Origin of the sequence: Streptomyces asiaticus (genome assembly GCF_018138715.1) — a bacterium.
In the GTDB taxonomy this organism is placed as follows: domain Bacteria; phylum Actinomycetota; class Actinomycetes; order Streptomycetales; family Streptomycetaceae; genus Streptomyces; species Streptomyces asiaticus.
Map to the genome: position 1 here is coordinate 6,925,053 of NZ_JAGSHX010000006.1, position 11,908 is coordinate 6,936,960.

Genomic DNA, 11,908 nt, shown 5'->3' on the forward strand with positions numbered 1-11,908 from the left:
GGAGGGGAAACAGCCCGCCGGGTACGCCCGGGCGCGGGTGTGGGCGGGGCCCGGCCCCGTCTCGGGAGCGTGCCGTGAGGGGCGCGTTGTGTCCGGCGTCCGGGGAGTTGTGCGCGGCGTAGAGCCGTATCGCATGGCGCGCCGTATATGGGATCGGCGGCCATTCGTCCGTTGATGTCGCGCGCCGTTCAACTGATGTTCGGCCGGGGACGGGAACGTATGGCCGCAGTCGGAGGACACCATCCTGCGTTCGGGAGAAGACATGTCGCTCAGCCGAAGAGACTTCGCGCGGCGTTCCGCGTACACCGGGGCCGGGTTCGCCCTGGTCGGAAGCGCGGGGGTGCTCGCCACCGCACCCGGCGCGCTCGCCGCCGAGGCGACCGAGGAGGGCGTCGCGGGGGTCGAGGGCCACGGCGGCTCGTCGCTCGGCTACGGTCCGCTCATCGCGGACCCCAAGGGCATCCTGGCCCTCCCCAAGGGCTTCAGCTACAAGATCATCACCCGTACCGGTGAGACCAAGCTGGAGTCCGGCGAGTCCACCCCGTCCAACCACGACGGCACCGCCACCTTCGAGGGCTCGCGTGGTGCGACGCTGCTGGTCAACAATCACGAGCTGGCCGGTCCCCGCAGCAAATGGCCGCACCCGGTGCCGCTGATCGAGGGGCTGGTCTACGACCCGGCGGCCTCCGGCGGCTGCACCGTCGTCGAGGTCGCCAAGCACGGCGACCACGTCACCGAGTGGGTCGGCATCGCGGGCACCGCCACCAACTGCGCCGGTGGCCGCACCCCCTGGGGCACCTGGCTGACCTGCGAGGAGACCGAGGACAAGGCCGGCCAGAACGGCATGACCAAGGACCACGGCTACGTCTTCGAGGTCGACCCGCACGACCGCAAGGCCAACCGCGACCCGAAGCCGATCAAGGCCCTGGGCCGGTACGCCCACGAGGCCGTCGTCGTGGACCCCAAGCGCGGCCATCTCTACCTCACCGAGGACGCCTCCGGACCGAACGGCCTCCTCTACCGCTGGGTCCCGCCGCACGGCTTCGAGCACGGCCGCGGCAAGCTCGGCACGCTCAAGGACGACGCGGGCGTGCTCCAGGCGCCCAAGTGCTACGACTCGGGCGGCAACTTCGTGGACGACCTGTCCCGCGCCACCAAGACCGGCACGGTCTACGGCGTGGACTGGGTTGCGGTGCCGGACCGCGACGCGAAGTCCGTGTCGGTGCGCAAGCAGTTCAAGGACGGCGAGATCACCCGGGCCCGCAAGCTGGAGGGCATGTGGTGGGCGGACGGCGGCGCGTACATCGTCTCCTCGTTCGCCCGTGCGGAGAGCCCGGTCCAGCACGACGGCCAGGTCTGGTTCTACGATCCCAAGCGCCGCACCCTCACCCTCAAGGTGTTGCTGGGCGTCAACCCCGACCCGGCGAAGGACGGCGCCTTCGACGGCCCGGACAACATCACGGTGTCGCCGTACGGCGGTCTGGTGATCGCCGAGGACGGCGAGGGCATCCAGCACCTCTTCGGCGCCACCGAGGACGGCCGGACGTACCCGATCGCGCGCAACGACCTGAACATCGGCAGTGCGGAGGAGCCGGAGTTCAGCGAGTTCACCGGTGTGGTCTTCTCGCCCGACGGCTCGACGCTGTACGCCAACATCCAGGTGCCGGGCATCATGCTCGCGATCACCGGCCCCTGGCGCCGCCAGCGCTGAGGCCCATGGCCCGGGGGAATCCTCCCGGCCGGGGCATGCGTTGACGTGAGCGTGACCTCACGCCTGCGCACCACCCCCTTCTCCATCCTGGACCGCTCCCGCACCCGCCAGGGGCGGGAGCGGTCGCAGGCGCTGCGCGACACCGTACGGTTCGCGCAGCAGGCCGAGGCGCTCGGCTACCACCGCTTCTGGGTCTCCGAGCACCACAGCGTGCCCGGCGTGGCCGGTTCGGCGCCCACGGTGCTGGCGTCCGCCGTCGCGGCGGCGACGGTCCGCATCCGTGTGGGCACGGGCGGCGTGATGCTGCCGAACCACCGCCCGCTGGTCGTGGCGGAGCAGTTCGGGGTGCTCGAATCCCTCTTCCCGGGCCGGATCGACATGGGCCTGGGCCGCTCCGTCGGCTTCACCGACGGCATCCGCCGCGCCCTGGGCGCCGAGAAGGACGCCGCGCGGGACTTCGGCGATCAACTGGACGAGCTGCTCGGCTGGTTCACCGGTGAGCAGAACGCCCACCCCCAGGTCCACGCCCACCCGGCGGAGGGGCTGCGGCTGCCCGTCTTCGTCCTGGCCACCGGCGCCGGTGCGGACCTGGCGGCGCGGGCCGGACTGTCCCTGGTGATCGGCGATCTGCGGGGCCGGGACGAGATGCTGCGCGCGATCGACCGCTACCGCGCGGGCTTCCGCCCCTCGGCGTGGTCCTCCGCCCCGTACGTCGTCGTCTCGGGCAATGTCGCGGTCGCCGACACCACCGAGGAGGCCCGCCGACTGCTGCTCCCCGAGGCGTGGTCGATGGCCCACTCCCGCACCCATGGCGTCTTCCCGCCCCTGGTCCCCGCCTCGGAGATCGAGACCCGGGAGATGACCGAGAGGGAGCGCGGCTTCTACGAGCGCGGCCTGCGCGGCCAGCTGTACGGCACGGAGGACGAGGTCGCCGCCGCGCTCGAGGAGCTGATCGAGCGCAGCGACGCCGACGAGGTGCTGGTCACGACGAGCACCTACGACCGCGAGGCCCTCCTGGACTCCTACCGCCGCCTGTCGCGCGTGGCGGGACTGTCGGGCGACTCCGGCCCGGTCATCCGCGGTGCCGCGGGAGCGTCCGCGCCGCGCTGACAGCCCTGACAGGTGAGCCCTGACATATGGCGGCGGGTTGGCTCACAGGGCCTTGCCGGCGGGCTTGGCCATGCCTCGGACGGTGCGCGAGTCCACGTACTCGCCCATCGCGGTCATCTCCCACTCACCCGAGAACTGCTTGATCAGCTTGGCCATCATCACGCCCGTGCGCGGCTCGGCGTGGGTGAGGTCGAAGCGGACCAGCTCCTCGCCGGACTGGGCGTCGAGGAGGCGGCAGTACGCCTTGGCCACATCGGTGAACTTCTGGCCGGAGAAGGAGTTGACCGTGAAGACCAGGCCGGTGACCTCGGGCGGGAGGCCGCCGAGGTGGACGGTGATGGACTCGTCGTCGCCTCCGCCCTCTCCGGTGAGGTTGTCGCCGGAGTGCTGGATGGCGCCGTTGAGGATGGCCAGCTTGCCGAAGAAGCAGGCGTCGATCTTCTTACGGTCGACACCGAAGGCGATCACGGACGCGTCCAGGTCGATGTCCTTGCCGCGGAAGGCGGGCTCCCAGCCCAGGCCCATCTTCACCGAGCTGAGCAGCGGACGGCCGCCCTTGACCAGGGACACCGTCTGGTTCTTCTGGAGGCTGACCCGGCCCTTGTCCAGGTTGATCTTCCCGGTGGCCGGGGCCGCCGCGGCGGGCGGGGCGGCCGGGGGAGCGGACGGCGCGGCGGTCGGCATGGGCGGCGGGGGCTGGAAACCGGCGGGCGGGCCGCTCGGCGGGGGCGGCGTCTGAGCGGTGGGGGTGGTGGGGGCGGCCGGGGCGGCGGGCTCCTCGACCGTCACGCCGAAGTCGGTGGCGATGCCCGCCAGACCGTTGGCGTACCCCTGCCCGACCGCGCGCACCTTCCACGCCCCGTTGCGCCGGTACACCTCCACGACCACCAGCGCGGTCTCGTTGCCCAGCCGCGGCGGGGTGAACGTGGCGATCACCGCGCCGTCGTCGGCGCCGCGCACGGTGGCGGTCGGCTCGGTGCCCGCGAACGTCGCCCCGGGCGCGTCCAGGCTCGCGGTCACCACGATCTTCTCGATGTCGGCGGGGACGGCGGCGGTGTCCACCGTGATGGCGTCGCCCGCGCCCGCCGTCCCGGCGCGGTGGGTCACACCCGGTCCGGTGGGCTGGTTGTAGAAGACGAAGTCGTCGTCGGAACGCACTTTGCCGTTGGCGGTGAGCAGCAGGCCCGATACGTCGAGCCGCACCGGGGCGGTGACGTCAACCGCCACGCGCGCGACGGAGAGGGGGAGGTTCGAGCCGGGTGTCATAGCGGTCATGCCCGGGGTAACGAACGTCCCCGCTTTACGGTTCCTTGACCTGAGGAGTGGCTTCTCCCATGACCTGCCCCGCCGCGGACGGCCCGCTTCCGCCTCGCCGACCGCTGGACCGGGCTGCTGCGCCCGGCCGCCCACCTCCGCCGGGCCGGGGCGGCCGATCCGGTCGTCGGCCGGCTCGGCGGACTGCCCCGGCTGCCCGAGGGCACGGACTGGCCGGTTCGAGAAAGCCCTGTTCACCTGGCAGTGCTGCTGACGGCATTTGCCGTCGCGGCAAACCCCGTTGGGGGTTCCTCGCGCACAGGTCGATTCTGCGCTCTGACCCCGTCAGAGAGGCGCCTCTCCCATGCATGTCTTCCTCACCGGCGCGAGCGGCTACATCGGCGGCACCGTCGCCGTCCGCCTCCGCCAGGCAGGCCATCACATCAGCGGTCTGACCCGCGATCCGGCCAAGGCCGAACAACTCGCCCGGCTGGGCATCGAGCCCGTGGTGGGTTCGCTCGACGACGCGGACCTCCTCGCCGCGCACGCCCGCGGCGCCGACGCCGTGGTCAACGCGGCCGACAGCGACCATCGCGCGGCCGTGGAGACGCTCATCGCCGCGCTGGCCGGATCGGGCAAGCCGCTGATCCACACCAGCGGCTCCAGCACGGTCGGCACCGGCACGGAGGGCGAGGTGTCGGAGGCGGTCCACGGCGAGGACCTCCTCGCCCCGGATTCGGCCTGGGAGCCCGGCCACCCCATCCGCGCGGCCCGGGTCGCCATCGACCGCCTGGTCCTGAGCGCGGCCGAGCGGGGCGTGCGGTCGGCGGTGCTCTGCGACAGCCTGATCTACGGGTACGGGCGGGGCCTCGGCCGGGACAGCGTCCTGATCGCCGCACTGGTCCGGCAGGCCCGCGCCGGGGGAGTGGTCCGCCAGGTCGGCCCCGGCCGCAACATCTGGTCCACCGTCCATGTCGACGACGTCGCCGACCTGTACCTCCTCGCGCTGGAGAAGGCGCCTCCGGGCACCTTCTGCTTCGTGGAGAACGGGGAGGAGTCGTTCGGTGCGATCGCCGAGGCCATCGCCCGCTCCCTCGGCCTGCCCGGCCCCCGCCCCTGGGACCCCGACGCGCCGGACAACGTCTGGGACCCCCAGTTCGCCCGGCACGCCCTGGGCTCCAACAGCCGTGTACGGGCGGGCCGCGCCCGCGAGCTACTCGGCTGGCACCCGCGGCACCGCTCGATCACGGACTGGATCCTTCGCGAGCTGCGCTGACCGGTCGGGGCGGCGGCGCGCGGTGGCCGCCGTTACCCCGATCACGCACACCGCCATGCCCGCGAGGGCCGTCCACCCGGGCGCGTCCCCGAACATCGCGTAGGCCCACACCAGCGTGGTCGGGGGCGTGAGGTAGATCAGCGCGCTGGTGCGGGTGACGCCGTTGCGGCGCAGGCTCAGCCAGTAGAAGCCGTAGCCGCCGACCGTGGAAAGCAGCACCGTCCAGACCACGGCGACCCAGAAGCCCCCGCCCGCCGGGGGCGCGGCATGGCCCCCGGCCACGGCGACCCCGGTGAACAGGACGGCGCTGACCAGGCAGTGCAGCGGTATGGCGTCCACGGGGTCGAGCGGCGCCCGCACCTTACGTTCCAGGAAGCTCGCGGCCAGCAGCGCCGCCATGGCGGCGAAGGGCAGCCCGTACGCCCAGGCCGGGGCGGTCGGGCCCGCCGACAGATCGCCCTGGACGACGAGCGCGACCCCGCCCAGGCCGATGGCCAGCCCCGCCCACTGGCGCGGGCTGACCGTCTCCCCGAGCAGCCGCCCGGCCAGCGCGCCCGCCGCGAGCGGCTGCAACGCGGCGATCAGCGCGGCGGTGCCGGACGGCACGCCGAGCCCGACCGACCAGACGATCCCGCCGAGATAGCCGCCCTGCGAAAGCGCTCCGATCACCGCCTGCTCGGCGATCGCACGCGGGCGCAGTCTGCGCCGCCTCAGCAGCGCCCAGGCGCCGCTCAGGACCGCCGCCGCCGCGAGGAAGCGCCACATCAGCAGGGTGTCGGCGGCGGCCTCCCGCGTGCCGAGCTCGGCTCCGATGAAGCCGGAGCTCCACATCACGACGAGGCCGATGGCGGTGACGGCGGCGCTGACGGGCATGGGGCGTCCTCGTTCTGGGTTGGGGTTCCGGGTCGGTTCAGACTCCGGGTATACCGGTCTGTTTACTCCCTCACCCACTAGACTAAACAGATCGGTATACACGTCAACCCTCCACCGGAGGTGATCACGGCATGGAAGCGCGCGGAGATGTGCTCACCCCCGCCGGGCGCCGCATTCTCGACACCGCCGCCGAGCTGTTCTACGGGCAGGGGATCCACGCGGTCGGCGTGGATCTGATCGCCAAGCGCGCCGGAGTCACCAAGAAGACGCTGTACGACCGCTTCGGCTCGAAGGAAACGCTGGTCGCCGCGTATCTGCGGGAGCGCGATGAGCGGTGGCGGGCGTGGCTCACCGCCGAGGTCGAGAAGTCGCCCCCGGCGGATCGCGCCCTGGCCACGTTCGACGCGCTCGCGGAGTGGGTGCGCCGTGAGAACCCGCGCGGCTGCGGCTTCGTCAACGCGGCGGCCGAACTGCCGGACCCCGGCCATCCGGCCCGGCAGGTGATCGCCGACCAGAAGCACTGGCTGCGGGGCTATCTGCGGCAGCTGTGCGAGGAGGCGGGCGTGACGGCTCCCGACGGTCTGGCGGACGAGCTGCTGCTGCTCCACGAGGGGGCCACGGTGCTGAACGGTCTCTCGGTGGCCGCCGATCCGGTCGGCACCGCGCGTGAGCTGGCCGAACGAGCGCTGGAGCGGGCCCGGGCGGCCTGACCCGAGTGCGCTGCCCGAGCGCGTTGCTTGACCTTGAGCGCACTCGAAACCGTACGTTCCTCGCATGACGACCAAACAGCATGCGATCGGCTCCGGTTTCGGGGTGCGCAGTACGACGAGCGACGTTCTCGCGGGCATTGACCTGTCCGGGGAGCTCGCGCTCGTGACCGGCGGTTATTCGGGGCTCGGGCTGGAGACGACGCGGGCTCTCGCCGGTGCGGGGGCCCACGTCGTCGTGCCCGCGCGGCGGCCCTCGGCCGCCGTCGAAGCGCTCGGCGGGATCGAGAGCGTGGAGGTCGCCGAGATGGACCTCGCGGACCTGGACAGCGTTCGGGCCTTCGCGGAGGAATTCCTCGCGTCCGGTCGCGATATCGACATTCTGATCAACAATGCCGGGATCATGGCCGCGCCCGAAACCCGGGTGGGCCCCGGCTGGGAAGCCCAGTTCGCCATCAACCACCTGGGGCACTACGCCCTGGTCAACCGGCTGTGGCCCGCGATCGCCCGTGGCGGTGGCGCACGCGTGGTGTCGCTCTCCTCCAATGGGCATCAGCTCTCGGACATCCACTGGGACGACCCCCACTTCGAGCGGCACGCCTACGACAAGTGGCAGGCGTATGGGCAGGCGAAGACGGCCAATGCCCTGTTCGCGCTGCACCTCGACGCGCTGGGGCGGAACACCGGTGTGCGGGCGTTCTCCGTGCACCCCGGCACGATCGCCACCCAGCTGGGGCGCCACATGTCCCCGGAAGAACTGGCGGAGCTGAGTGAAACGATCGACGCCAGCTCCACCAACGTCGGCTGGAAGACGCCCGAGGAGGGCGCGGCCACCCAGGTCTGGGCGGCGACCTCGCCACAGCTCGCGGGCATGGGCGGCGTGTACTGCGAGGACTGCGACATCGCCGGGCCCGCGCCGGAGGGCACCGAACTGGGCAGCGGAGTGAGCGCCTGGGTCACCGATCCGGAGCGGGCGGCGCGGCTGTGGGCGCTGTCGGCGGAGCTCACCGGGGTCGATGCCTTCGCCGAGTAGGCAGACAGCCCAAACTGTGCAGTTTGAACTGGACAGCTTGGGCTGAAGAAATTACCGTGAGGGGCATGGCAGAGACTCTTGACGGCATGTCCGCGTCCGCCGTGCGCGCCGCGTATGAGATCCGTGTAGTGATCGGCCGGCTGCGGCGGCGGTTCAGGGAGACGTACGACAACGAGGAGCTCACCCCCTCGCAGACGTCCGTGCTCAGCAGGCTCAGCAAGGAGGGCCCCGCCTCGGCCAGCGCGCTGGCGGCGGCCGAGCGCGTACGGCCGCAGTCGATGGCGGCCACGCTCGCCGTGCTGGAGGAGCGCGGACTGATCCAGCGGCGCCCCGATCCCCATGACGGGCGGCGGCAGCTGGTCTCGACGAGCGACATGGGCAGCGCGTTCCTGGACGACAAGCGGCGGGCGGGCGAGGAATGGCTCGCCCAGGCCCTGGAGAGCGGCTACACGGAAGCGGAACGGCAGACCATCCTCGAGGCGCTGGCCCTGCTGGACCGGCTCAGCCGCGCATGATCCAGCGGTTGACGCGGCTCACACGACGAAAGGGCAGGGCGGACGCGGGGAGCGCCTTCGACCGTAGGCTCCTCGCGCCGATGATCCTGGGTTCGGTACTGAACCCGGTCAACTCCTCGATCATCTCCGTGTCGCTGGTGCCGATCGGCGCCGCGTTCGGGGCGCCGCCGGCGCAGACGGCCTGGCTGGTCTCGGCGCTCTATCTGGCCACCTCGATAGGCCAGCCGGTCATGGGCCGGCTGATCGACCTCTACGGGCCGCGCCGCCTCTTCCTCGCCGGGGCGGCCCTGACCGGGATCGCGGGCCTGATCGGTCTGCTCGCCACGAACCTGGGGACACTGATCGTCGCGCGGGTGGTGCTCGGGTTCGGCACCTGCGCGGGCTATCCGGCCGCGATGTACCTCATCCGCGGGGAGGCCCGGCGGACCGGCCAGGAGAGCCCCGCCGGGATCCTCGCCATCCTCGCGGTCGCCAGTCAGACCATCGCGGTCATCGGACCGCCCCTGGGCGGACTGCTGATCGGGCTGGGCGGCTGGCGCTCCACGTTCGCCGTCAACATCCCACTGGCGGTGGCGGGTCTGATCCTCGGCGTACGGCGTCTGCCGAAGGAGCGGCCCCCGGCGGAACGCACCGATGAGCGCGTCCGGCTGGACCTGATCGGCATGGGGCTGTTCGCCGCGATGCTCGTCTCGTTGCTGCTGTTCCTGATGGAGCCGCGGGCCGACCGGTGGTATCTGCCGGTGCTGATGGCGGTGGCGGCGGCCGGGTTCGCGGTGCGGGAGCTGCGGGCGGCGGAGCCCTTCATCGATCTGCGGGTGTTCGGCGGCAATCCGCCCCTGCTGCTCACCTACGCCCGCGCGCTCCTCGTCTCCGTCGTCTCGTACGTCTTTCTCTACGGCTACACGCAGTGGCTCCAGGACGGCCGGGGGCTGACGGCCTCCCAGGCGGGGCTCGCCCAACTGCCCCTGTTCCTGACCGGGATCGCGGTGTCCACCGCCACCGGCCGCCGCGCCGCCGTGCGCGGCAAGCTGCTGGTGGGGGCCGTGGCGCAGATCGTCGGCTGCGTCCTGCTGCTCCCGCTCCAGCCGCACAGCGCGATATGGCTGCTGATCGTCGTCGGGCTCGTCTTCGGCGTACCGCAGGGGCTGATGAACCTCGCCCTCCAGAACGCGGTGTACCACCAGGCCGATCCGGAGCGGATGGGCTCCTCGGCGGGGCTGCTCCGCACCTTCTTCTACCTCGGCGCGATCGTCGCCTCCAGCGCCAACGGCGCCTTCTTCGGCGACCGCGCCGACACCGGCGGGCTGCACGGCCTGGCCTGGTTCATGCTCGCCATCACCGGTCTGTGTCTGGCGCTGACGCTCGTGGACCGCTCGCTGGGCCGCATCGGTTCCGACGATCCCTCTTCCGCGCAACAACCGACGCAGCGAAAGGCTTCATGAACGTGAACGCGAACGTGAACGCGAACGCGAACAAGACGGCTCTGCTCGTGATGGACGTCCAGGAGGGCATCGTGGCCCACGTCCAGGACCCCGACTATGTGGAGCGCGTGAGCCGTGCGGTCGACGCGGCCCGTAACGCCGGAATCCCCGTCGTGTACGTCGCCATCGGTTTCCGCTCCGGCCGTCCCGAGGCCTCGGCCCGCAACAAGGTCGTCGGCTCCCTGCCGCCGGGTCTCTACACCGAGGACGACCCCAAGATCGCCATCCACACCGGTGTGGCGCCCCGGCCGGACGAGGTCGTGGTCACCAAGCGGCGGGTCAGCGCGTTCGCCGGCAGCGACCTGGATGTGGTGCTGCGGTCCGGCGACATCACCCATCTCGTCCTGACCGGTGTCGCGACCGGTGGCGTCGTCCTGTCCACCCTGCGCCAGGCCGCCGACCTGGACTTCCGGCTCACGGTGCTGTCCGACGCCTGCTACGACCCGGACCCGGAGGTGCACCGGCTGCTCATCGAGAAGGTGTTTCCGTCGCAGGCCGAGGTCACGACGGTGGAGGAGTGGGCCAACACGGCGGGCTGAGCGGCTCGGGATGGGCGTGGGCGTTGGGGCTGAGCGGCTCGGTCGGGTGCGGCGCCGTTTCGCGCCTTCGGCGCATTTGAGCATGGGTCGGCGGGTGGGTGCCCGGCGCTCGTCGCCGGGCACCGGGCCGGTGGGGGCGGGGCCCGGCGGCGGCTCCGGTGTCCGGTGGCCGGGGTCGTTGCCGGACTGGCGGGTCGATGGGCGTCGGGGCCGGACCGCCCTCCGGATGGGCCGGGGGTGGGGTACCCCTTCCGGAATTGCTTGACAAATTAGTTGCTTCAGATCAAGCGTTTTTTGAAGGGGTACCCGGAGGGACCGCCCCGGGTCCCGCCGGTCCGCACTCCGGATCGAACCGCTCGTCCCGCATCGCCGAGCCGCCACGACCCCGACACCCCACCGGCCCGGCGGCCGGCGGCGGTGCCCCGCCCCCCACCTCCGGCCCCATGCTCAAAAGCCACCCCGCCTCGGTAAGCGGCGCCCCTACGCACACGAGCCCGCCCGAAAACCTCAACGCGGCCAGATCGGCGGGTTGGTGCAGAACGCGCCACCGAGGTACTCGTGGTCGGGGTTGCCCGGCTCCAGCTCGCCCTGTTCGGCGATCAGCTTCGCGGCGTACGGCTCGGAGTCGTCCCGCGGCTCGTACCCCAGGGCGCGGGCCGAGGAGAGGTCCCACCACAGGCGGGTGTTGGCCGAGCTGCCGTAGACCGTCGTGCAGCCCACGTTCTCCGCCGTGAGGGCGGCGTGGAGCAGCCGGGCGCCGTCCGCCGGGCTCATCCAGATGGACAGCATGCGGACCGTCGTCGGCTCGGGGAAGCAGGAGCCGATGCGGATGGCGACCGTCTCGATGCCGTGCTTGTCCCAGTAGAACGAGGCCAGGTCCTCGCCGAACGCTTTGGACAGCCCGTAGTAGGTGTCGGGGCGGCGCGGGGTGTCGAGCGGGATGAGCGGGTCGTCCCCCACCGGGCGCGGGGTGAAGCCCACGGCGTGGTTGCTGGAGGCGAAGACGATCCGGCGGACCCCGGCCTCGCGCGCCGCCTCGTACACGTTGTACGTGCCCTCGATATTGGCCCGAAGGATCTTCTCGAACGGGGCTTCCAGGGAGATACCCGCGAGATGGATGATCGCGTCAACGCCCCGCACGGCCTCGCGCAGGGCGTCCCGGTCGGACAGATCCGCGGTGATCGCGTCCGGCTCGCCCTCGATGGGGAGCTGGTCGAGCAGCCGCAGCTGGTATCCGTACGGCGGCAGCAGCTCGCGCATCAAGGTGCCCATGCCGCCGGCGGCGCCGGTGAGAAGGACGGTGCGGGGAGCGGGCATGGGCGGAGCCTCCGTAAGGGGTGTCGCGTTATGGGGTTGTCGCGCAGGGCGCTCTTGCGTAGGCGGTTTTTATTCATGTATGTGGTTCAGAT

At 71.8% G+C, this 11,908-nt stretch carries 11 protein-coding genes; 8 read left to right on the forward strand and 3 right to left on the reverse strand.

Features of this window, described 5'->3' with window-relative positions; genetic code table 11:
- The first annotated feature begins 262 nt into the window (after nt 1-262).
- Nucleotides 263-1,711, forward strand: a complete 1,449-nt coding sequence (locus KHP12_RS37375; RefSeq protein ID WP_211834147.1) for an alkaline phosphatase PhoX — start codon at nt 263-265, stop codon at nt 1,709-1,711.
- A gap of 51 nt (nt 1,712-1,762) precedes the next feature.
- A complete protein-coding gene (locus KHP12_RS37380) occupies nt 1,763-2,821 on the forward strand; it encodes an LLM class flavin-dependent oxidoreductase (protein ID WP_167442775.1) in 1,059 nt (352 codons plus the stop codon).
- Nucleotides 2,822-2,863: 42 nt separating this feature from the next.
- Here the strand turns inward: KHP12_RS37380 and KHP12_RS37385 are convergent, their stop codons facing one another.
- The gene (locus KHP12_RS37385; protein ID WP_210610379.1) at nt 2,864-4,087 is read right to left on the reverse strand and encodes a TerD family protein; all 1,224 of its coding nucleotides are present in this window, start codon (nt 4,085-4,087) and stop codon (nt 2,864-2,866) included.
- 352 nt (nt 4,088-4,439) lie between these two features.
- Here KHP12_RS37385 and KHP12_RS37390 point away from each other — a divergent pair, with 352 nt between their 5' ends.
- Entirely contained in the window at nt 4,440-5,351 is a 912-nt protein-coding gene (locus KHP12_RS37390; RefSeq protein WP_086886473.1) for an NAD-dependent epimerase/dehydratase family protein, read from the forward strand.
- On the opposite strand, the gene KHP12_RS37395 is transcribed toward KHP12_RS37390, so the two are convergent.
- Nucleotides 5,289-6,224 (reverse strand): DMT family transporter, encoded by a 936-nt coding sequence (locus KHP12_RS37395; protein WP_210609164.1) that lies wholly within the window; start codon nt 6,222-6,224, stop codon nt 5,289-5,291. The two genes, KHP12_RS37390 and KHP12_RS37395, sit on opposite strands and share 63 nt — an antisense overlap.
- Before the next feature lie 131 nt (nt 6,225-6,355).
- Here KHP12_RS37395 and KHP12_RS37400 point away from each other — a divergent pair, with 131 nt between their 5' ends.
- The 5 genes from KHP12_RS37400 to KHP12_RS37420 all read left to right on the forward strand — a co-directional run bounded on the left by KHP12_RS37400 (nt 6,356) and on the right by KHP12_RS37420 (nt 10,499).
- Nucleotides 6,356-6,934, forward strand: coding sequence for a TetR/AcrR family transcriptional regulator (locus tag KHP12_RS37400; RefSeq protein ID WP_086885623.1), 579 nt, complete (start codon nt 6,356-6,358; stop codon nt 6,932-6,934).
- Nucleotides 6,935-6,998: 64 nt separating this feature from the next.
- A complete protein-coding gene (locus KHP12_RS37405; RefSeq protein WP_086885624.1) occupies nt 6,999-7,964 on the forward strand; it encodes an SDR family NAD(P)-dependent oxidoreductase in 966 nt (321 codons plus the stop codon).
- 86 nt (nt 7,965-8,050) lie between these two features.
- Nucleotides 8,051-8,479 (forward strand): MarR family winged helix-turn-helix transcriptional regulator, encoded by a 429-nt coding sequence (locus tag KHP12_RS37410; protein ID WP_086885625.1) that lies wholly within the window; start codon nt 8,051-8,053, stop codon nt 8,477-8,479.
- Complete coding sequence (locus tag KHP12_RS37415; protein ID WP_086885626.1) at nt 8,476-9,921, forward strand: MFS transporter; 1,446 nt, start codon at nt 8,476-8,478, stop codon at nt 9,919-9,921. The genes KHP12_RS37410 and KHP12_RS37415 overlap by 4 nt, the downstream gene beginning before the upstream one ends.
- 2 nt (nt 9,922-9,923) lie before the next feature.
- Nucleotides 9,924-10,499 carry a cysteine hydrolase family protein gene (locus tag KHP12_RS37420; RefSeq protein WP_276328681.1) on the forward strand — a complete coding sequence of 192 codons (576 nt, stop codon included), beginning with the start codon at nt 9,924-9,926 and terminating at the stop codon, nt 10,497-10,499.
- A gap of 507 nt (nt 10,500-11,006) precedes the next feature.
- Here the strand turns inward: KHP12_RS37420 and KHP12_RS37425 are convergent.
- Nucleotides 11,007-11,816, reverse strand: coding sequence for an NAD-dependent epimerase/dehydratase family protein (locus KHP12_RS37425; RefSeq protein ID WP_037949614.1), 810 nt, complete (start codon nt 11,814-11,816; stop codon nt 11,007-11,009).
- Nucleotides 11,817-11,908 lie beyond the last annotated feature (92 nt).